The organism is Microbacterium sp. AC026, assembly GCF_979258475.1.
Window position 1 is genome coordinate 1,548,527 of record NZ_OZ409857.1, and the last position, 20,968, is coordinate 1,569,494.

A 20,968-nucleotide genomic window follows, 5' to 3' on the forward strand; every position below is an offset into this window, starting at 1 on the left:
TCAGCCCTTCACCGATCCGGCGGTCAGGCCCTTCATGACCTGCTGGTTGAGGAACACGTAGATGAGCAGCGTCCCGAGCACGTTGACCGAGATCGCGGCGAAGGTCGGCCCGTACTGCACCGCTCCGTACTCTCCGGTGAAGTTGAGCAGTCCGACCTGGATCGTGCGCAGGTCGCTGCTGTTGGTGAACGTCAGGGCGATGAGCAGGTCGTTCCAGAGGAAGAAGAACTGCACGAGACCGATCGTGAACAGGGCGTTCTTGACCAGCGGGAGGCCGATCGAGAAGAACGAACGGAAGATGGATGCGCCGTCGAGTGTCGACGCCTCGAAGATCTCCCGAGGCACCGAGCGGAAGAAGGTCGCCATCATGAACACGGTCAACGGCATCCCCAGCGCCACGTAGGTGATGATGAGCGGCCACAGCGTGCCGGTCATGTTCGTGCGGAAGTAGATCGTGAACAGCGGCAGCAGGATCATCTGCGCAGGCACCATGATGCCCGCGAGGAAGAGCAGCAGCACCGTGCCGCGCCCCTTCCAGACCATGACCTCGAGCGCGAAGCCGGCTGCGGTGCCGAAGACCAGGATGATCGCCAGCGACGGGAACACTGCGACGACGCTGTTGAGGATGTACTTGCCGAACTCGCCGGTGGTGAACACCTCGATGTAGTTGACGATGTCCCACGACTGCGGCAGAGCCCAGAACGGCTCGTTGAGGAACTCGTTCTGCGTCTTGAACGAGCCGAGCAGCATCCACAGGATCGGATAGACCTCGACGATGAGCAGCACGGCGATGAGCAGCCGGATCGGCAGCCGTCGGAAGAAGTCTCTGGCGCCTCGACGGTTCGGATCGACGTCGCGGCGGGTGGGCAGCGGGGTGCCCGTGACGATGGCGGTTGTCGCACTCACTGGTTCAGTCCTTCGTCAGATCGCGGCGGGTGGAGCGGAAGATGAAGACCGTGAACAGCAGGCACAGGATCGTCAGCATGAGGGCGATCGTGCTCCCGTACCCGTAGTCGCCGTAGGCGAACGAGGTGCGGAACATGTACAGGGTCAGCGGCGTGGTCGCGTTGCCGGGTCCGCCGTTGGTCAGCGCCACGACCGTGTCGAAGACCTTCAGCGTGCCGTTGATGCTGAAGATGATCGACGACAGCAGCACGGGCAGCGACAGCGGCAGGACGATCGTGCGGATGAGCTTCCAGCCGGATGCCCCGTCGATGCGCGCCGACTCGATCAACTCATCGGGGATGTCGACGAGTCCGGCGTACAGCAGCACGGCATAGAAGCCCATCGACCGCCAGAGGTCCATCGCGATGATCACCCAGAAGGAGGCATCAGGAGTGCCGAACCAGTCGAGGTTCTGCCCTCCGAGGATCCCGAGGAACGAGTTCACCGGTCCGACGGTCGGCGCGGCCTCGAACAGTCGCTGGAACAGCAGCGCGACCGCCACCGTGGGGAGCACCACGGGGAAGAACACGATCGTGCGGATGATCCCCGATCCCTTGCGCAGCCAGAAGACGTACATCAGAGAGAGCAGATAGCCCACGATCACCTGCAGGGCGGTGAGGATGAGCGCGTACTTCAGGGTGAAGAAGATCGCGTCCCAGGCGGCCGGGTCCTGGAAGAACTTGGTGAAATTGTCGAACCCGTTGAAGGTGAAGCCCGTGATGGGGTTGCCGTCCTGCACCGTGTAGAACAGCGACCACACGATCGGGACGAGCATGACGAGGGAGTAGACGAGCAGCGCGGGTCCGAGCAGGACGAAGATGGCGCGCTTGTCACCGAGGACTTTGTGCATGGTGGATCTCCTGATGCGACGAGGACGGTCTCGGGGCGGGCGGATGCCCGCCCCGAGAGTGGGTCAGCCTTCGTCGTTGGCGGCCTGGACGAGCGTCATGAACTCTTCGCCGGAGAGGCTGCCGTTGGCGAGACCTGCACCGTTGTTCTGGCTGATGCCGGTCGCCTTCGGGGTGAAGAGCGCCTCGAACCAGAGCACGCTCGACGGAGCGTTCGCGATCTCGTCCTGCACGGTCTGCGTCGTCGAGGGCAGATCGGCGGGAGGGTTGTCGACCACGAAGCCCGAGACGACACCGCTCTCGTTCAGCGCCGTGTCGCCGTAGCCCTCAGCGATGCACTTCAGCCACGCGGCCGCTTCATCGTCGTAGTTCTTCTCGGCGAACATCACCGGGATGCCGACGTTGGCCGGGATCTGGTCGATGCTGCCCTCGCCGCCCTCGACTGCGGGGAAGCGCGCGAAGCCGACGTTGTCGACCCCGATCTGGTTCTGCTCCTCGTCGTTGAAGTTCGCCAGCGCCCAGCTGCCCATGTAGTAGAAGGCGGCTTTCCCGCTGAGGAACAGGTTCATCGAGGCGTTGTAGTCGATCGAGCCGACGGCGTCACCGAAGTATCCGGCCTTGCCGAGTTCAGCGACCGCGTCTGCGGCGGCGACGTATTCGGGGTCCGTCAGCTTCGCATCGCCGTCCGCGACCCTCTGGAGTGCGTCGGGGCCGAGCGTGCGGAAGATGTAGTCGCCGACGAGGCGGGTGACGGGCCAGCCGTCCTTGCCCGCGGTGGCGAACGGCTGGACGCCGGCGTCCTTGAGCGTGGCTGCGGCATCGACGAGGTCGTCCCACGTCTCGGGCACCTCGATGTCGTTCTTCTCGAGAAGCTCCTTGTTGTACCAGAACCCCTCGATGTTGAACTCGGTCGGCAGCGCGTACAGCGCACCGTCACCGTAGAGCGCCTTGACCGTCGATTCAGCCGCGGGCAGCAGCCGGTCGGAGACGCCCAGGTCGTCGAGCGCCTGGGAGAGGTCGAGCACCTTGCCTCCGTCGATGAACTCCGACATGAGCGCGGGGGTGCCGGCAGCCATCTGCATGTCCGACAGACCGTCCTGACTCGCGAGCAGCTGGAGCTGCTGGTCCCACTGCGTGCCCGAGATGTCATCGGACGTCAGCGGCGCCGCGTCGGCCGCAGCCTTGCACTGGTCGCCGGCGAGGGTCTCGAGCGTGCTGATGATCGTGGTGTTCTCGGTCTGGCCGAGATAGGTGAATTCGCCGGAACCGGCGCCGGACTCGGAGCCCGATCCTCCGGAGCCGCCGGAGCAGGCGGAGAGCGCGAGAGCGCCGACGCCGATGAGCGCGATTGCGGGGGCCAGGCGACGGGCGCGCCTCATTGCTGTGGTCACTGTTCCTCCTTGAAGAGCGACGCCTCTTTTGAAGCGCTTCATTCACACCATGCCATAGAAAAAAGGCGTTGTCAAGAGAGTTACGCATCACAAATGAAGCGCTTCACGAATAGTGATGCTCTAGAGTTGAAGAGCCAGGTCATGGCGACGATGCCGAGGAGGATGACGTGACCGACACTCCCCGCCCGGGCGCTCGAAGCCCAGCATGGCGGACGTCGCCGCTCACGCGGGAGTCGCCCTCGGCACTGTGTCCAACACCCTCAACAATCCCGAGAAGGTGCGAGAGGCGACCCGCCGCAAGGTGCTGTCATCCATCGCCGAGCTCGGATTCGTCCGCAACGATGCCGCGCGCTCTCTCGCCGCGGGAAACAGCACCTCGGTCGGCCTGGTGCTGGCCGACCTCGGCAACTCCTTCTTCGTCGACATCGCGCGCGGCGCCGAGAGAGCGCTGCGGCGCCACAAGATGGACGTGCTGATCGTCAACTCGGACGTCGACCCCGATCGCGAGGTGCACAACCTCGAGCTGCTCGACCGTTCGCGCGTGGCCGGCATCATCCTCGCCCCTCTCGACACGGCGCTCGCGAAGTCGCCGCATCCCGAGAACCGCACCACTCCGACCGTGCTGGTGAACTTCGAGTCCCCGTCTCTCGCGTACCCGGGAGTCACCGTCGACGAGCGCCACGGCGGGGCGCTCGCCGCATCGCACCTGATCGCGCTCGGGCGCCGACGACTTCTCTTCGTGGGCGGTCCGCGTTTCCTCACGGCCGTCAACCAGCGCTGGGAGGGCGCCGAGCAGGCGACCGCCGCGCACCCCGACGCGCGCATCGAGATCCTCGAGACGCGAGGCGTGAACATCAGGCACGGACGGGATGCCGGACGGCAGATCCTCGCCCGCGGTGCGGGCGCCTACGACGCGATCGTCGCAGCATCCGATCTCGTGGCCATCGGCCTCATCCAGATCCTCAACGAGGTGCCCGGATTCTCGGTTCCGAACGACATCGCCATCACCGGCTACGACAACAACCACTTCGCGTCCGAGAGTGCGATCCCGATCAGCACGGTGAGTCAGCCGGGCGAGGAGATGGGCGCCGTCGCAGCAGATCTCCTGCTGGAGCGCATCGCCGACCCCGGTGCGGCGGCGCGCAGCGTCACCCTCGAGCCGCGCCTGCTCCCCCGCACGTCCACCCTCGGCGAGATGTGGCGCAGGGACTGACCTGCAGTCATATCACCGCTCGCTCGCTGCGACGGAGATCACCCGTACCGAAGGTCTGAAACTCGCATCCGCTCCTTCGCAGCGTGAGTTCTCCTTCGCTGGATGGGCGTTCGCTGGATGGGCGTGAGGGCCGAAAAGTGGAGCCGAAGATGGAGACCGCATGGATGCCGGACAACGCAAAACCCCCGCCGCTTGCGCGACGGGGGTTTCAGCTGATGTGCGCCCGAAGGGACTCGAACCCCTAACCTTCTGATCCGTAGTCAGATGCTCTATCCATTGAGCTACGGGCGCTCCTGGACCGCTCAGCGGGCCGTAGAACAGCCTACAACAGACGAGACGCGAAAGCGAAACGAGCGCTCACTCGTCACTGTCGGGCGTGTTCTGCTTGTTCTTCCGCTTCGCTTTCGCACGCTGCAGAGACGACAGCGCCTGCAGGTCGACGAGTCGCAGCGCCTGCATCCGCGCCTCGCGCATCCGGTCGTAATCGGGGTCCTGATCGGGTCGCATGCCTTCGACGCGCAGCCGACGATCGAGGTTGTGCCGCACGTCGGCCCAGGCGCCTTCGCGCGCCTCTTCGACGATGACGCGCAGGGCGGCCTCGTCCTCCATCATGTCGCGCAGCTTGGTCGCGACCCCGTGCGACTGCTTGGCCCTCCGACGCAGGTTGCGCACGTCGCGGTCCCGGTAGTCATGTGTTCCCGACGGGTCGGAATGGCGACCGCGAGCGCGTTTGCGCAGCTCGGTCAGGTTGCGCTCGACCTCTTCGGACTCCTCGGCCATCGCCCGCAGCGCTTCCCGCGCATCGGCGACGTACTTGTCCGTGTCGAAGACGCCGTTCTCGGCGATCGTGCCGATGAGGATGTGATTCTTCACGGCGAGGCGCGCCGCAGCGGTCGCGATCGCAACGCCTTCGGCGATGGCATCCGCTGTTCGTCCCACCCCTACCTCCTCCCTTCGAGAGTACCGGTATCGCTCGGGGATGCAGTGGGCCAGAATGGATCGGAATCGGGTCTCTCCGACCCGCTCCACGACCGGCTGCTCTCCCGATCGCCGCCAGGAGGGATGCGATGAAGCGTCTCACGCTCACCGGAAGCACGACGGTCATCACGGGCGCTGCGAGCGGGATGGGTGCCGACATCGCCCGGCTGCTCGCTCGCCGACGCGTGCATCTGGCGCTCATCGACCACAACGCCGACGGCCTCGCAGCCATCGCCGCCGAGCTCACGGGCGCCATCGTCACCACCCATGTGGTCGATCTCCGCGACGACGACGCCGTCTTCGCCACGGCCGCGGAGATCACCGCGGCGCACCCCAGGGTGAATGCTCTGATCACGTGCGCGGGCTCGTCGATGCTCGGCGACCTCGACCAGCTGACCATGGAGGAGATGCGCTGGCTGACGGATGTGAACCTCTGGGGCACGGTGTCGATCACGAAGGCGCTGCTCCCCGCCCTGCGCGCGGCGCCGGCCGCCCACATCACTCACCTCGCCAGCGTCTACGCGCTGGCAGCCCCCGCGGGACGCATCCCCTACTCCCTGAGCAAGTTCGCGGTGCGCGGGTTCTCCGAGGCCCTGCGCCACGAACTCGACGGCACCTCGGTGACGGTGGGAGCGGTGTATCCCGCCGGCGTGCGCACGGGCATCATCCTGCACGGACGGTATGCCGCGGCGATCGAGCCGGCCGTCGCCGCGCGAGCCGCGGCCGCCCAGGCGGCGATGTACCACACGGAGCCCGCGGATGCCGCGGCGCTGATCGTGCGCGCGACCGCACGTCGCCGCGCCCGCACGATGGTCGGACGCGAGGCGCGACTGATCGATGTGCTCACCCGCGTCGCCCCGTCGAGCTACTGGCGGGTCATGCGGCGTCCCCTGCGCGAGGCCATCGACACGACGACGCCGATCGCCTGAGTCAGCCGACTGCGCCGACCCAGATCCCGGACGCCCACGCCTGCTGGTCGGCGTCGCACCCGACAGATCCCGGATATCCGCGAACCACCGCCATGCAGTTCGCAAGGAACTCGGCGTCTCCTCCGAACGCGGAGTAGTAGGCATCTGACGACGTCAGGGCGCCCCACACCCGGAATTGGTAGATGTGCGCCAGCTCATGCGCCATCGCCCAGTTCAGTCGGTCGGCACTCCAGTCGACGATGTCGGCGCGGTACTTGATGAAGCCGCCGCTGTTCGCGCACGCCGGCGCGGTCCCTCCCGCACAGGAAGCCGATTCGTAGAGCCCGACTCCCCCGCCGCCGACCTGGTCGAGAGCGGCACGCACGCGCGCGTACCCGTCCGGACCGCTCGATGCCCACGCGGGGCCCGAGGGAGCGGCGTACTGCGCCGTCTCCCAGCTGCCGATGTCCTGACCCACCTTGTCGATGAGGGCATGCACGGTGGCTGTGGCGGCGACCACGGTCGCCGGGTTCTTGCGCTCGTCGAGCACTGACTGCTGGGCCGACTGCGCGGAGGCCCTGTGTGCCGAGGTGTCGACCTTGCCGACTGCTCCCTCGATCGCCGCAGTCAGCGCCGCGATCTGGTCGACGAAAGCGGGCCGCACCTCGAGGACTGCGGCACGCGCGGCGGTGTCCTTCTCGGCGATCGCGATCGATCCGTCGAGGTGGTCCGTGCGCATCTCCGCCGTACGGATCGACTGCGCCAGCGACCGCAGCTCGGCGATCGCCTCTGCCCTGTCCTCGTCCAGGGCCGCGGCGCGACCGACGACGCCCGCAGTCAGCATCACTGCTGCGACGATCGTCACGGAGAGGAACCGCCGGATCACAGAGTTCGCCTCATGGCAGGAACCCGGAGGTGTCGGTGAGCAGCGTCTCCTGTTCGGCGATGGTGGTGCGCAGTGCCGTCAGCTGCTCGGCAAGACGGAGGTTCACCTCGCGCGCGAGCTCGAGCCGCTCTTCCGCCTGGACGACAGCCGCCCTCGCCTCGGCGAGGGCATCCACACGCTGCTGATCCGCGACAGCGATGAGCACCGTTCCGCCGAGGAGCAGCAGTCCCCCCGCGACGACGGCGACGCCTCTCATATCGCTCCCCAGGACACGACTCTCCGGAACCATTCCGTATGGCCAATATATCCCCGCGGGAGACCGCTCTCCAGGCCGGTCGGTGGTCGGCCGCGCGGCGCGGTCGTGCGCTGCGTTCGCGCGGCACGCCGGGCCGGGCCGATCAGATCGACTATGCCTGGTCGCTGAGGCGTCGCTCGGCGGCTTCCTGCCCGCTGGCCAGATGGCGCGGGACCATCACGCGCAGGGCGTCCGTGTCACGTGCGGCGACCGCTTCGAGGATCAGCCGATGCTCCTCAGCCATCGCGAGCAGATCGTCGTGCTGCCCGAAGAGCCAGCGCAGCCGTGTGACGAACACCGCGATGAGTTCGCCCAGCATCTCGTTGCCGGCGAGCTCGGCCGAGATCTCGTGGAACTCGCCCGCAGCGATTCGCGCTGCCTCGATCTCGCCCGCGGATGCTGCGGCGAATTCGCGCTCATAGGCCGCCCGAAGCCGCGCGATCCCCTCGTCGGTGTGACGTTCGGCGGCGAAGACGAAGATCAGGGTCTCGATCGCCTCGCGGACCTCCCCGAAATCCCGGATGTCCCGATGCGTGAACTCCCGCACGACTGCCCAGGTCCGCGGGCGTGCGACGACCACTCCCTCGCCGACGAGAGTGCGGATGGCCTCGCGCACCGGAAGCCGCGAGACGTTGAGCTCGGCCGCGATATCTCGTTCGACCAGCCGGGAACCGGGGGCGCGCCGACCGAGCACGATGTCATCGCGAAGAACGCGCGTCACCCGCACCGACTCGAGTTCGCCGGTAGTCCCCACCCCCGCCATGACCGAATTGTCTCACTCGGAGAACCGCCCGACAAGTTTGGTATCCCAACGCGGCGCATATGTTACGGGTACTCCATCGGGGCGGACAGAGAAAGGGGAGCGAATGCCTCGGCATCCGCTCCCCTCGTCCGTGCCGTCAGGGCAGACGGTTGGCGATCGCGAGGTTCGCCGTCAGTTCGTCCGCGTTCTGGCGCACGACGTATGCCGGGCGATCCCGCTCGACCCTCCAGGACTCGCTGAGGGGTCCGACGTTGACCGTGTCGAAGCCGGCCTCGTCGTAGAAGCGGGTGACGAAGGCGACGGCCTCGGCGTCATCGCCGGCTGTGGCGAGGGCGCGTCGATCGGGTGTGCCCGCGGGCGATCCGTCGGTCGTGATGTCGGCCGCGAGGATGTGGTTGAACGCCTTGGCGATGCGGGACGTCGGCAGCTGCGCCTGCAGAAGCTCCGATGTGGTGGTCTCGCCGCGGTCGAGGGCCTCGATGTGCCCATCGCGCTCGAAGTAGTAGTTGTTCGTGTCGAGCACGATCTTGCCCGCGAGCTGCTCGACCGGCAGCTCGTCGATCTTGCCCAGGGGGACGGTGACGACCACGGCGTCTCCGGCCGCAGCCGCATCCACCGCGGTTGCGGCAGTCGCTCGATCGCCGAGTTCTGCGACGAGATCCGAGAGCGTCTCCGGTCCACGGGAGTTCGCGATCACCACGTCGTAGCCGTTCGCCACGGCGACCCGTGCGATCTGGCTGCCGATGTGTCCTGCACCGATGATTCCGAGAGTAGTCATGTTGGGCCCAACGCCCGTCTCGCGCCGCTATTCCCGCGCGACCCCGCGTGTCGCGATCACACTGTGAGCAGGAAGCGCTCCTCGACCCGCCGATAGCCGAGGCTCTCGTAGAGACGGATCGCGGAGGCGTTGAAACCGAAGACATGCAGCCCGATCGAGTCGGCACCGAGTCGTGCGGCCTCGCGCTCGGCCGCGAGCATGAGATCACGACCATAGCCCTTGCGGCGCTGGTCCTCGGCGACCTCGATGTCGAGGATGAACCCGTGCGGGCGCCCTCCTCGCCGACGGACGCCGATCCACAGCACCCCGACCTCGATGCCGTCCACGTGGGCGGTGAACAGCTCCTGCCCCTCCGAATCGATGCCGTCCGGCAGCTCGAGCTCCATCTGCCGGTGCGACTCGACGACGGCATCCTCCGCCGAATACCGACCGGATGCCACCAGGTCTTCCGCAAAGGCCGTCTCAGACGCGGCAGCGAAGCTCGCGAAGCGCTCCGGGGTCATCGGCGCCACGACGAACGCGCCGTCTGACGGCTGTGCCGCCCGAGACGGCAGCGGTTCGAGAAGCATCTGGATCGACGCGACCTCGAATCCCCGCCCCTCGACGAAACCGCGACCAGCGGTGTCGGACGAATGCAGGGCGACACTCAGACGACCGACCTGCTGCCTCCGCGCGAGCGTCGTCAGCTCGTCGAGGAGGCCGTCGAGCTGTCGACCACTCGGCTCGGTCGCGAACGCGAGATCGACGATGAACAGCACGCCGTTGTTCGCGGCGAGCCAGACGGTGCCGATCCGGGCGTCGCCGTCATCGATCGTGAGGATGAGCGAGGTCTCGGTGTCGTGCCCTGCGGGGAGCAGCTCGTCGAGCACGGCGTCCACGTGCGAGACGGCATCGTCGCCGACGTGCATCCCGGACTCCTGCCGCAGCGACACGAGTCGTGCTCTCGTGGCCTCGCGCCAGTCGTCGAAGGCGTCTGCGGTGAGAGGAGTCAGTTCAAGAGGCATGATTCCATCCTGCACCGCATCGCCTCGGTGCTCAGGACTTGTGGAGTGCATCCTCCGCAGCGACCCAGGCGAGCATGGCGCACTTCACCCGTGCCACGTATCGCGAGACGCCCCCGAGAGCAGCGGCATCGCCGAGCAGCTCTTCATCCGGTTCGATCTTGCCGCGCGAACGCATCGCCTCGCGGAACGCGGCGATGCGGATCTCGAGCTCGTCGACCGTGAGCCCCTCGGCGAGCTCGGCGAGCAGCGACGCGGATGCCTGCGAGATGGCGCATCCGTGCCCTTCCCACGCGATCGCCTCGATGCCGCCGTCGGCGCCGCGGTGCACTTGCAGAGTCACCTCGTCACCGCAGGTCGGGTTCACCTGGTGCGACTGCGCGGCGATCTCACCCCGGAGCCCGAACCCGTGCGGGGTGCGGGAGTGATCGAGGATGAGCTCTTGATACAGGTTCTGCAGATCGCTCATGCGCCCCTCCGGAAGAAGTCGATCGCACCCTGGACGCCGTCGATCACGGCGTCGATCTCGTCATCGGTCGTGTACAGGTACGTGCTGGCCCTCGTCGAGGAGGTGACACCGAGGCGACGATGCAGCGGCTGTGCGCAGTGGTGTCCGACACGCACCGCGATGCCGCGATCATCGAGGAACTGCCCGACATCGTGCGAGTGGATGCCTTCGACGTCGAAGCTCGCGAGGCCCACACGCGGCAGATCGATGCCGGCACCGAGCACGCGCACCCCATCGATGGCCGTGAGCCCCTCGACGAGTCGCGCGCCGAATGCAGCCTCGTGCGCCGCGATGCGCGGCATCCCCACCGCCGCCAGATAGTCGATCGCCGCGGCGAGCGCGACCGCCTGGGACACCCGCTGGGTGCCGGCTTCGAACCGCTGCGGCGGCGGCAGGTACGCCGCCTCCGTCGTGGTGACGGTGGTGATCATCGATCCACCCGTCAGGAACGGCGGCATGGCCTCGAGCAGCTCGCGCCGCCCGTAGAGCGCGCCGATTCCCGTCGGCCCGAGCATCTTGTGACCGGACACCACGGCGAAGTCGACGTCGAGTGCGCGGACATCCAGCGGCAGATGGGGTGCCGACTGGCAGGCGTCGAGCACGACGAGCGCGCCGACGGCGCGCGCACGCGCCACAAGATGCTCGACCGGATTGATGACGCCGAGCACGTTCGACACATGCGTGACGGCGATGAGCTTCGTGCGGTCGGTGATGAGATCTGCGGCGGCGTCGAGCCGGAGGGCACCGTCGTCGTCGAGCGGGATGACCCGCAGGGTCGCTCCTGTGCGGGCCGCGAGCTCCTGCCACGGGATGAGGTTGGCGTGATGCTCCATCGCGGTCGTGACGATCTCGTCGCCCTCGCGCAGACGCAGGCGCTCGGCTGCCGCTCCCCGCGGCCGAGCGAGGCGTTCGAGATCGAATACGCGATGAGGTTGAGCGCCTCGGTGGCGTTCGACGTCCACACGATCTCGCCCTCGTCGGCACCCACGAACCGCGCGACGGCGGCCCGAGCGTCCTCGAACACCTCGGTGGCCTCGGCCGCGAGAGTGTGCGCACCACGGTGAACGGCCGCGTTGAGGGTGGTGGCGAACTCGCGTTCGGCGTCGAGCACGGCGAGCGGACGCTGCGACGTCGCACCCGAATCCAGATACACGAGCGGGTGCCCGTTGACCTCGGAGCGCAGGATCGGGAAGTCCTCGCGGAGTCGCCTCACCTCGACATCGGTCAGCGGGCCGCCCCCGTCGGGGCGATCACGTCGGATTCGCGGGAGATGCTCATCCTTCTAGCTTCTCATCTGGCGCACCCCCGCGGGGCCCTGCGCACACGGGGCGACGGTCAGGGAACGACGAGGATGTAGTCCGTGTCCGAGATGCCGAGGATCCCCGTCGCCGGGTCGACGTAGCGCAGGGTGATCCGATGGAGTCCGGGCCGGATGTCGATGAACGACACGATGGTCGAGGAGTCGTCGAGCAGCGCGAGCGATGTCGTCTCCCCGTCCAGGGACACGGATGCCGTCGAGCCGGCGACGCCGCGGACGTCGAGCGAGAGGTCATCCCGTCGCCCGTCGCCGTCGGAGTCGACGCGGGAGATCGCACCGTCCGAGTCTTCGGCGAGCCCCGGAACCGGGAAGTAGAGGCGCCCCGTCGGATCACTCACCGTCCGCACGCCGGTGGTCCGGGATGTGTGGCGCATCGAGATCGACATGCCCTGGTGAAGCGTGTCGACATCGGGGCGCACCGAGAAATCTCCGTCAGGACCGACGAGGGTGGAGGCGATCACGAGGCCGGTCTCGTCGATGATCTGCACCGCTGCTCCCGGAGTTCCCGTGCCGGTGATGGTCGGGGGAACAGTCGTCCCCGGCAGGATGCTCCAGTCCATCGTCACCGGCTCGACGACGGGAGGCTCGATGACCGGAGGGTCGATCACGGGAGGGTCGACGACCGGAGGGTCGACGGCAGGCGGCTCGACGACCGGAGGGTCGACGGCAGGCGGCTCGACGACCGGCGGGTCGACGACAGGAGGGTCGACCACCGGAGGGTCGACGACAGGAGGGTCGACCACCGGAGGGTCGACGACCGGAGGGTCGACGACAGGAGGCTCGACCACCGGAGAGTCGACGACAGGAGGGTCGACGACCGGCGCCTTCACGACGGGAGGCGCGATGACCGAGGGGCCGCCGGCGGGAGGCGCGACCACGGACGGGTCGACCACCGGGGGAACCACGATGATCGGGTCGATGACGACCTCGGGGCCGGCGTGCTCCTCGGGAACGGTCACGGGCGTATGCGGGTCGACACCCGTCTCGGCCTCCTCCGCCGGCGCGATCGGGCTCGGGACCGCCGTCGATTCGGGCGACATGATCGGCGCCGGAGATGCGACGACGAGCGCGGACGAAGGTGTCGACGACTCCTCGGCGTTCGGCGCGCCCACGGGCGCCAGCTGTGCGGCCACCGCTGCGACCGCGACGACGGCCCCGGCTGCCGCGACGGATCCGCCGACGACCAGCCATCGAGCGGTGCCCCTGGGCAGCCAGGCCGGCGCAGACGCAGCCGTCGCAGGCGCAGGAGAGCCGACCGAATAGGCTAACGCCGCCGGTCCGCCGATGATCACGGGAAGCAGCACGGCGCGCAGCTTCGATGACGCCTGCTCGATCTCGGCGCTCGCCATCGTGCACCGCTGGCAGCGCTCCAGGTGCGCGTCGAATCGCGCTCGGTCGGCACGCGCCACATGGCGCCTGCGCCCCTGCGCCACGATGCGCTCGCAGACCCACCGGCATTCCGGGTCACGTCCCGGTTCCTTGATGTGGGCCTGCAGCCAGGCGAGCTTGAAGCCCTCGCGCGCCCGGGCCGCCAGCACCGAGACGGCGTTGGGAGTCATGCCCATGAGCGGCGCGATCTCACGCGGCTTCATGCCCTCGACCTCGAGGTACCAGAGCAGTGTGCGCCACCGTTCGGGGAGGTCCTTGAACGCCACCGTCAGCAGCGCCTTGTCAGAGAGCAGGTCGAGCGAATCCTCCGTGTGCTCGGTCGGAAGCTCCTCGATGTATTCGAGCGCGACGACGTCCTTCTGCTTTCCTCCCATGTGGCGGCCGCGCTGCGCACGGCCGCGAAGATGTAGGGACGGAACGCATCCGTCGGACCTCCGCCATTGCGGATCGCGCTGAAGGTCTTGGCGAACGCCTCACTGACGAGATCCTCGGGGTCGATCGAGCTCGTGATCGAACGCGCCGCGCGGAGAGCTGCCGGCGAGTGACGATCCCACAGCACGCCGAACGCACTGCTGTTCCCCGCTCGGGTCGCGAGGACGAGCTCGTCGTCACTCGTCTCGGGATCGATCCGCGTGCGCCGCTCGCGCACTGTCGACGAGCTCATGGCGCGACCCGTTCGGCGCGAATCGAGGCAGGAGCAACGGACGGGTCGTTCACAGGGATCCCTTTCGACTTCTTACTGTCAGTCTCGCGACATCGCGATCTGACCGGTATGTAGATTCATACGAGAGTTCTTGACACCGAATAGAGAAGATTCCATGGCCTTCGATGACATCCGCGCCGAAGCCCCGACGTTGCGCGACGCGCTTCGCCTGAGCGACGGGAGGCTCTTCTCCCCGTCGAAGCACGCGGCTCGATGCCAGGACGTACGTGGGCGTGGAGTTCTACGATCCGTCGGCATCCGCATCCGACTACACCGATCGCATCGTCCTCGGGGCCGGTGTCGCGACGACGAGCGTTCCGGCCCTCGTCGCCGAGCTGGCCGATGTCGGGGCGGCCGCGCTTGTGGTGCGCCCTCCCGATGACGGCGATGGCCTGGAGCGCACTGCCCTCGATCTGCACGTCGCCCTGCCTGTCCTCCACCACAGTGACGGGGACTGGGCACAGCTGGCGAACGTCCTGCGGTCGCTGCTGAGCGGTCACTCGATCGGCCGGGTCTCGGGTGTGCGACTGGGAGACCTCTTCGGCCTCGCCAACGCCATCGCCACCCTCGCGGACGGCGCCGTCAGCATCGTCGACTCGACCGGTCAGATCGTCGGCTACTCCACGCACAGCGAGCAGCCGATCGACGACGTCCGTCGACGCACCACTCTGCTGCTGCAGGAGGACATCTCGATCGCATCCGACTCGCGCTACCGGTCGCTGCTCCGCGCCAGCGAGGCACGGCACTTCCCCTCGAGCACCGACGAGTTCGGACGCGTCGGGATCGCCGTGCGAGCGTCCGGCGAGCTGCTCGGCTCTCTCTGGGTGATCCAGATCGATCCATCGCCGGCCGCCCGGACCCGGTCCCTGCTGGAGGAGATGGAACCGATCGTGGCCCAGCATCTGCTTCGTGCTCGAGCGGAGGCGGGCGACCGGGACCGTCGGACATCCGACCTGCTCCGCACGCTTCTCGAAGATCGACGGCATGCCCGCGGCGCGGCGTCGCAGCTCCTCATCCGTCCCGAAGCCGGATGCACGGTCGTGTGCTTCCGGATCACCACGTTCGACGAGGTGGAGGCGATGCGCGGTCTGCAGCGAGTACTCCATCTGGCGATGAGCGTGTCCGGCGCCGCCTTCCCCGGCTCCCACAGCGCGGTCGTCGGCTCGGAGGTCGTGACGCTCATCCCGGGCCCGAACGCCGCTGCGGTCGAGACCTTCACCCAGGCGGTGATCCGGATCGACGACGCGTTGATCGCCGGCATCGGCACGCGCGCGTACGACATCAACGGCATCGGCCGTTCCTATCGTGAGGCCGGGGCCACGGCCGGCGTGCTCGTGAGTTCGTCGCTCCGCGACGACCATGAGCCCCGCATCGCGACCTTCGACGAGATGCGCGATCGCCTGGCGATCCTCCAGGTCGCCGACCTGATCGACGGCCTGGATGCCACGGTCGGCGACGCCGCGAGCATCCTCGCCGAGCATGATGCCGCGCAGGGCACCCGTCTGACGCACACCATGCGGGTCTTCCTCGACCAGCTCGGCAGTGTGCGTGAGACCGCCAGCGCACTGCACGTTCACCAGAACACCGTCCGGTATCGGCTCGATGTCGTGCGCAACGAGCTCGGGATCGACATCGATTCGCCGGCCACGCGACTCTGGCTCTGGCTCCGGCTGTCGGCGACCGCGCGCACCGCAGTGTGAGGACTCATTCGATCGCCGCCGGCAGCAGCACGGTCACTCCGGCACGACCCGTGGACGGCTCGATGTACCGGGCGGCGACGAACGGCTCACCGACACCGGATCGCACGACGATCCCGTCGATGTCGTCGGTCGCGAGCCGCACAGTGCGCGATCGCCCCTGCTCATCGAGCAGCTCGACCCATGCATCCGGTGCGGCGCTCAGATGCAGACAGCTGACCGCGCCGAGGGACGCCTCAGGACAGGCGTCCTGGTCCGCGGCCGCGATCGTGGGCGTCGCGAAGGTGAGCGGCCCCATCGCCTCCGCCCACTCGGTGACTCCGGTCGCCGCGTCGTACTGCCTCACGCTGAGCGTCATGCCCTGACGCAGGGCTTCGCCCGAGACGTCGAGCACGAATGCGCCGTCCTCGTCGATCACCCCGGTGTCGAGCATGACGCCGCTCTCGTCGGTCACCGTGACGACCGCGCCTGCAGCGCCGACCCCCTCGATCAGATCCGGCACGAGAGAGTCCTGGGCGATCGACCGGGTGATGCGGAACTCCGCCAGGTCGATGGGCGGCGGTGTCTCCGACGGAGCGTCGGTCGGGGTCGGAGTCGGGGTCGGAACCGCTGTCGACGGGGCCGGGGCGATACTGAGCGGGGTCAGTGGGGGCTGCCTCTCGCCGGGTCCTGGAGTCTCCGGTTCACGGCTCGCGTCCGAATCGGGCTCCAGTCCCGCATCGACCTCGGGCTCCGGCGACGGCAGGGGCTGCGGTTCGGGCATCGGCTCCGATGCGGGCGGCTGAGTCGGGAAGCGCGGCAGATCTTCGAGAACCGGGCCCGCCTCACCGGAGACCGACGCCTCGGAGATCGACCGGGTGAGTTCCGAATCGTCCGATTCCTCGGCCGACAGACTCAGGACGCTGCCCGCCAGGATGACGGCGCCGACCACGACGACGGCGGTCGCCGCCAAGGCGGCCAAGCCACCGGCCGGTACCACCGCCGCTGCTCCGTGCGCGGCGACAGGCGCCCCCGCGCCGATCGAGGAGGTTGCTGCATCGGCCCAGCCAGACGACCCGGTGGACCCCACCACGGAGCTCGCGCCCATGACCTGCGCCTCCGCGGAGGCATCACCGGTGTAGATCGCCGCCGCCACGCCTCCCAACAGCGCGGCAGGCAGGATCGCCCGCAGCCGCTGCGAGACGGTATCGATCTCCGCGGCGACGATCCGGCATCCGCCGCACACGCTCATGTGCTCTCTGAAACGGTCGGCGTCGCCGACCGCGACCGGACGACCGCGACGGTCGACCACGCGCTCGCAGAACCACCTGCAGTCCTCAGACCGCGAGGGATCGTGGATGTGCGCCTCGAGCCAGGCGCGTTTGAAGCTGTCGCGTGCGCGCGCCGCCAGAGCGGAGACCGCATTGGCCGTCATCCCCATCAGGGGCGCGAGCTCTCGCGGCTTCATGCCCTCGACCTCGAGATACCAGAGCAGCGTGCGATGCCGAGCCGACAGCGTGCCGAACACGGCCGCGATGCTGGATCGCTCGGCGATGCGCTCGAAGGCATCGCCGCCCTCCGACGACAGATCGCCCTCCGAGATCAGGTCGATCGACAGGTCGGTCCCGTTGCGGGACCAGCGCGCGGCCGTGTTGCGCAGCGTGGCGAGGAGATACGGCCGGAACGCGTCGCTCGGCCCGCCGCCCGCCTTGGTCACCCGGAGTATCGACGCGAACGCCTCGCTCACGAGATCGTCGGGATCCGCCGAGGGCGAGATCGCTCGGGCGGCTCGGCGCGCGGATTCGACATGCCGGCGCCACAGGAGGGCGAAGTCGCCGATGTCGCCACCCCGCACCGCCTCGATGATCTCGGCATCGGACGGCTCACCCGAGATGTCGTCGTCGTCGAGATACTTACCGAGGATCATGCTGCTCCGGATGCTGTCGAGTCCGGCATCGCGAGCGCAGCGCCGAAGACGGTTGAGGGACGAGGCAGTGGGGATGCCTCGTCCCTCCGACTCTCGTAAGGGTCGAATCCGCTCTGAGAAGGTTCGGCCGGGGAGTGGTCGACCTCTGCTGTGCGGGCGTCGGCCGGGAACCCGACGCGAGGCCGATGGCCATACCTACAAGACCGGTATGACCGGAAATCGTGACGGTCAGAACCCGAGATTCTCGCTGTGCAGGACATCAGCTGCCGCTCGCCGCCGGGTCCACGGGCGCGAGCGACAGGAAGCGCATCTTGTTCTCGCCGTAGAAGCACGTCTGGACCATGAACTCCCCCGTCATACCGGTGAGTTCTTCGACGTTCGACCACTTGGGCGTGTGCCGCTCCTCGACCACCTCGTAGATCATGTCGGAGCCCTCGACGGTGACCCGCTGACCGAGCTCCCAGCCGAGGATCACGTCTCCCCGCAGTTGTTGTGTGCGGCGAACAGCGGCAGCACGTCGTCGATGCGGTAGCTGACCATCTCGGTGAACGTGCCGTCGCATCGGTCGAGCTCGACCATCCCGCCCTCGACCCCGAGCCTGATGACGGGAAGCTCGTCGGGCGCGAAGACCTCATGGAACGTCTTCAGCACCGAGACTTTGACGTCACCGGTCACTTTGTCGACCGCATCGGGGGCGAGCACGGATGCGGAGAGGAAGGATGCTCCCAGTCCGACGAGCAGGATGCTGGTCGACAGCAGACCGATACGTCGCCGCGGGCGGCGGCGTGTCACGGGCTCGCCGGGTTCGTCGCCGTTCGCGGCGGTGCGGTCCACTGCGACGTCGACCGTCATGAGTCGGAGCCAGCGGACACGTGCGTCGCTCGTCGGCCGCTGCGGTTCTTCCGGGCACGGCGAGGCTTGACGACGATGAACGTGAGTGCCGGCACTCCGACGACGAGCAGTGCCCACCACGGGAAGCCGGCGGGGTCGGTGGTGTCCGCGATGGTCGTCACGGCGGAGTCCTCGGTCGGAGCATCGATGCGCTCTGCGCGCACGAGCAGGCGGTGCGTGTTGACGCCGGTGGGCGTGCACGTGACGAGCGTGAGGTAGTCCTTGCCGGCGACCTGACGCAGGTCTTCCGCGTCGTCGGGAAGAACGGTCTTGGTCTGATCGACCTCGTAGTAGAGGTCTTCGCCCAGTGCGCTGACGATGATGACGTCGCCCTCGACGAGTTCATCGATGTCATCGAAGAGGGTGGCCTGCACGAAGCCGTTGTGGCCGGTGAGCACCGAATGCGTCCCCGGTCCACCGACAGGAAGCGATGAGCCGTAGAGGTGCCCGATACCGCGAGACAGTGTGTCTTCATCGGTGCCGTGGAAGACCGGCAGATCGACGTGGATGCTCGGAATGCGAATCCGCGCCATCGTGTCGGTTCCCTCGGTGGTCAGAGTGTCGAAGTACGCCGAGGCCCCCTCGCCGATCGCCGTCTGCTGTCCGTCTGCTCCGAGGGCATACGGGTCGCGCAGCGGCCCGGTCGGAAGATTCTCGTTGTACTCCTCAGCGGCGGCGAGCATCTCGTCGACCGCCTCATCGGGGATCTGCTCGACGGACTCGATGTACCCGTCGACGTCGGTGTCGTGAGACCAGGCCGAGAACCAGGAGGCCGCGGTCGGGTAGACGAGGACCACGATGCCGATGGTCGCGATGAGCATGACGATCGACTGGCTCCATCCCCACCGCGCCTTCTGGGCGGTGGCACCCGTAGCGGGTCGCGCTGGGGCGTCCGGTGCGGACGCGTCGATGAGGGTCATGCTGCGCTTTCTGATCGGAGCTGGAGAAGAAGTAGGTGGAAACGAATGGGCCGTGCGGGGAAGGGATCTCTTCACCTCCCCGCACGGCCGGTCTTTCGGGTTACGCCTGTGCTGCGGCCTTGCGACGGCTGCGGATGGCGAGCAGGACCGCTCCACCGAGCAGCATGACGCCGCCGGCGAGGAACAGGGTCGTGCCGGTGCCACCGGTCAGCGGCAGGGTGAAGCCGGCGTTCGAGGGAACGTTGACGACCTCGAGGTCGACGCCCACAGCCGAGGTGGCGGCGGTGACGGTGAACTCGATCGGAGCTGCGAGCAGCTCGAATCCGTCGGGTGCGACGATCTCAGCGAGCCAGTACGACTGGTAGCCGTCTTCGCCCACGGCGACGGTGGCGTTGTCAGCCCAGTCGGAGTAGCGCAGACCCGAGATGGTCACGGTGCCGTCAGCGGCGACCGCGAACTCGGTCGAACCGGCGAGAGCGATGGCGTTGGTGCCGTCGATCGCGTCCTGCTGGGTCGGGTACACCGAGAACACTGCACCGGTGAGCGGTGCGCCGGCCTTGTCGGTCTTCTCGACCGTGATGTCGCCCCACTTGGTGATGACCTCGGGGGTGACGGTGGGTCCGCCGGGCTCGCCCGGTGCGACCGTGTACGAACCGGCGTTCGGGTAGAGCACTGCCGTGTTGGCGATCTCGCCGACCGTGTTGACCTCGGCGGTGATGACGACCTGAACCTCGGTGGCCGGGTGAGCCGCGAGAACTGCGCGACCCGCAGCGGTGAACTCGACCGTCACCGCGTTGGTGGCGGCGTCGTGGACGACCGTGTAGTCACCCGCAGCGAGCGGGGTCCCGTCGACGAGCGTCACAGCGGCGCTCACGTAGTCGAGCTTGGCGTCGAGCGTGTCGACGATCTTGTAGCCGTCGATGACTGCGACGTTGGGGATGCCTGCCGTGATCGTGAAGTCGATCTCGTCGCCGAGCTTGATGTCGGCCGAGTCCTCGACGGTCTTGGTCGCCTCGGTGAGGGCGTTCTTCGGGTAGACGTGCACGTCGTACAGCCACGTGCTGTCATCGGCCGGGTCCGTCAACGGGACCGTCACGAGGAACGGGGCCACGCCGGTGGAGCCAGCGAGCGGAGCGGTCTCCACCACGAAGTAGAGGCCGAGGTCGAGGTTCGCCAGGGCGATCTCACCGTTCGCGTCGGTCAGGGTCTGACCGCCGATCGCGCTGGCCGTGTATCCGGCAGCCGTGATGTCAGCGACGCTGTCGGGGTTCAGGTCGGCGAGATCGTTCGCGTCGACCCAGCCCTGGTTGCTCGTCAGGTCGATCGTGTCGACCTTGTAGACCGTGAAGCCCACGCCCGGCAGCGGTGCCAGTGCGACGTTCTGCTCGGTGCCGTCGTTCGGCAGGCCGGTGGGCGTCTCGGGTGCCTCGAACTTGTGGATCGTCAGCGAACCGACGGCGTCCGGGTCGACGAGGTTGGGCGTCGCGGCGCTTGCAGGCGCTGCGAGGGTCAGCGCGGCGACGCCTGCGACGAGCAGACCTGCCGCGACGCGGGATCCGCGTCCGTTGTTGGGAGTGTTCACTGTGTCTCTCTCTAGGTGGCCAGGTCGCCCTGGTGGGTTGCAGATGGT

The 20,968-nt window shown here is 67.8% G+C and carries 20 protein-coding genes, 1 tRNA gene and 1 pseudogene; 3 read left to right on the forward strand and 19 right to left on the reverse strand.

What is annotated here, in order from left to right; translation table 11 throughout:
* The 3 genes from ACZZ93_RS07785 to ACZZ93_RS07795 form a co-directional block, all read right to left on the reverse strand.
* Positions 1–906: a carbohydrate ABC transporter permease gene (locus tag ACZZ93_RS07785; RefSeq protein WP_230101259.1), complete on the reverse strand. Its 906-nt coding sequence runs from the start codon at positions 904–906 to the stop codon at positions 1–3.
* Positions 907–910: 4 nt separating this feature from the next.
* On the reverse strand, positions 911–1,795 hold the full coding sequence (locus ACZZ93_RS07790) for a carbohydrate ABC transporter permease (protein ID WP_053098799.1): 885 nt from the start codon (positions 1,793–1,795) through the stop codon (positions 911–913).
* 63 nt (positions 1,796–1,858) lie between these two features.
* Complete coding sequence (locus tag ACZZ93_RS07795) at positions 1,859–3,184, reverse strand: ABC transporter substrate-binding protein (protein WP_463510799.1); 1,326 nt, start codon at positions 3,182–3,184, stop codon at positions 1,859–1,861.
* A gap of 205 nt (positions 3,185–3,389) precedes the next feature.
* Here ACZZ93_RS07795 and ACZZ93_RS07800 point away from each other — a divergent pair, with 205 nt between their 5' ends.
* Positions 3,390–4,397, forward strand: coding sequence for a LacI family DNA-binding transcriptional regulator (locus ACZZ93_RS07800; protein WP_053098797.1), 1,008 nt, complete (start codon positions 3,390–3,392; stop codon positions 4,395–4,397).
* A 218-nt stretch (positions 4,398–4,615) separates the two neighbouring features.
* Here the strand turns inward: ACZZ93_RS07800 and ACZZ93_RS07805 are convergent.
* A tRNA-Arg gene (locus ACZZ93_RS07805) sits at positions 4,616–4,688 on the reverse strand.
* 66 nt (positions 4,689–4,754) lie between these two features.
* Entirely contained in the window at positions 4,755–5,336 is a 582-nt protein-coding gene (locus tag ACZZ93_RS07810; RefSeq protein ID WP_072590748.1) for an asparagine synthase, read from the reverse strand.
* Positions 5,337–5,464: 128 nt separating this feature from the next.
* Between ACZZ93_RS07810 and ACZZ93_RS07815 the strand changes: the two genes are divergently transcribed.
* Positions 5,465–6,304: an SDR family NAD(P)-dependent oxidoreductase gene (locus tag ACZZ93_RS07815; protein ID WP_372983840.1), complete on the forward strand. Its 840-nt coding sequence runs from the start codon at positions 5,465–5,467 to the stop codon at positions 6,302–6,304.
* Between the two features lies 1 nt (position 6,305).
* On the opposite strand, the gene ACZZ93_RS07820 is transcribed toward ACZZ93_RS07815, so the two are convergent.
* The 9 genes and pseudogenes from ACZZ93_RS07820 to ACZZ93_RS07860 form a co-directional block, all read right to left on the reverse strand.
* The gene (locus ACZZ93_RS07820) at positions 6,306–7,169 is read right to left on the reverse strand and encodes a hypothetical protein (protein WP_372983839.1); all 864 of its coding nucleotides are present in this window, start codon (positions 7,167–7,169) and stop codon (positions 6,306–6,308) included.
* Positions 7,170–7,179: 10 nt separating this feature from the next.
* A complete protein-coding gene (locus tag ACZZ93_RS07825; RefSeq protein ID WP_072590746.1) occupies positions 7,180–7,425 on the reverse strand; it encodes a hypothetical protein in 246 nt (81 codons plus the stop codon).
* A gap of 151 nt (positions 7,426–7,576) precedes the next feature.
* Positions 7,577–8,227, reverse strand: coding sequence for a GntR family transcriptional regulator (locus ACZZ93_RS07830; protein WP_053098794.1), 651 nt, complete (start codon positions 8,225–8,227; stop codon positions 7,577–7,579).
* A 136-nt stretch (positions 8,228–8,363) separates the two neighbouring features.
* On the reverse strand, positions 8,364–9,005 hold the full coding sequence (locus tag ACZZ93_RS07835) for an NADPH-dependent F420 reductase (RefSeq protein ID WP_285365206.1): 642 nt from the start codon (positions 9,003–9,005) through the stop codon (positions 8,364–8,366).
* Positions 9,006–9,061: 56 nt separating this feature from the next.
* Positions 9,062–10,009, reverse strand: coding sequence for a GNAT family N-acetyltransferase (locus tag ACZZ93_RS07840; RefSeq protein ID WP_372983838.1), 948 nt, complete (start codon positions 10,007–10,009; stop codon positions 9,062–9,064).
* A gap of 31 nt (positions 10,010–10,040) precedes the next feature.
* Entirely contained in the window at positions 10,041–10,475 is a 435-nt protein-coding gene (gene sufU / locus ACZZ93_RS07845) for a Fe-S cluster assembly sulfur transfer protein SufU (protein WP_056276906.1), read from the reverse strand.
* A pseudogene (locus tag ACZZ93_RS07850) lies at positions 10,472–11,775 on the reverse strand (cysteine desulfurase). Before ACZZ93_RS07850 ends, sufU begins: the two are co-directional and overlap by 4 nt.
* Before the next feature lie 74 nt (positions 11,776–11,849).
* Positions 11,850–13,595 carry an Ig-like domain-containing protein gene (locus ACZZ93_RS07855; RefSeq protein WP_463510800.1) on the reverse strand — a complete coding sequence of 582 codons (1,746 nt, stop codon included), beginning with the start codon at positions 13,593–13,595 and terminating at the stop codon, positions 11,850–11,852.
* A complete protein-coding gene (locus ACZZ93_RS07860) occupies positions 13,490–13,885 on the reverse strand; it encodes an RNA polymerase sigma factor (protein ID WP_463510801.1) in 396 nt (131 codons plus the stop codon). The genes ACZZ93_RS07855 and ACZZ93_RS07860 overlap by 106 nt, the downstream gene beginning before the upstream one ends.
* 272 nt (positions 13,886–14,157) lie before the next feature.
* On the opposite strand from ACZZ93_RS07860, the gene ACZZ93_RS07865 reads away from it, so the two are divergent.
* Positions 14,158–15,624, forward strand: coding sequence for a PucR family transcriptional regulator (locus ACZZ93_RS07865; RefSeq protein WP_463497917.1), 1,467 nt, complete (start codon positions 14,158–14,160; stop codon positions 15,622–15,624).
* A 4-nt stretch (positions 15,625–15,628) separates the two neighbouring features.
* On the opposite strand, the gene ACZZ93_RS07870 is transcribed toward ACZZ93_RS07865, so the two are convergent.
* From ACZZ93_RS07870 to ACZZ93_RS07890, 5 genes are all read right to left on the reverse strand, one after another.
* On the reverse strand, positions 15,629–17,527 hold the full coding sequence (locus tag ACZZ93_RS07870) for a sigma-70 family RNA polymerase sigma factor (RefSeq protein WP_463510802.1): 1,899 nt from the start codon (positions 17,525–17,527) through the stop codon (positions 15,629–15,631).
* Positions 17,528–17,786: 259 nt separating this feature from the next.
* Entirely contained in the window at positions 17,787–18,002 is a 216-nt protein-coding gene (locus tag ACZZ93_RS07875; protein ID WP_463510803.1) for a hypothetical protein, read from the reverse strand.
* Positions 17,999–18,379 carry a hypothetical protein gene (locus ACZZ93_RS07880; RefSeq protein ID WP_463510804.1) on the reverse strand — a complete coding sequence of 127 codons (381 nt, stop codon included), beginning with the start codon at positions 18,377–18,379 and terminating at the stop codon, positions 17,999–18,001. The genes ACZZ93_RS07875 and ACZZ93_RS07880 overlap by 4 nt, the downstream gene beginning before the upstream one ends.
* A complete protein-coding gene (locus tag ACZZ93_RS07885) occupies positions 18,376–19,338 on the reverse strand; it encodes a class C sortase (protein WP_463510805.1) in 963 nt (320 codons plus the stop codon). The genes ACZZ93_RS07880 and ACZZ93_RS07885 overlap by 4 nt, the downstream gene beginning before the upstream one ends.
* Positions 19,339–19,438: 100 nt before the next feature.
* Positions 19,439–20,920, reverse strand: coding sequence for a SpaH/EbpB family LPXTG-anchored major pilin (locus tag ACZZ93_RS07890; RefSeq protein WP_053098784.1), 1,482 nt, complete (start codon positions 20,918–20,920; stop codon positions 19,439–19,441).
* Positions 20,921–20,968 lie beyond the last annotated feature (48 nt).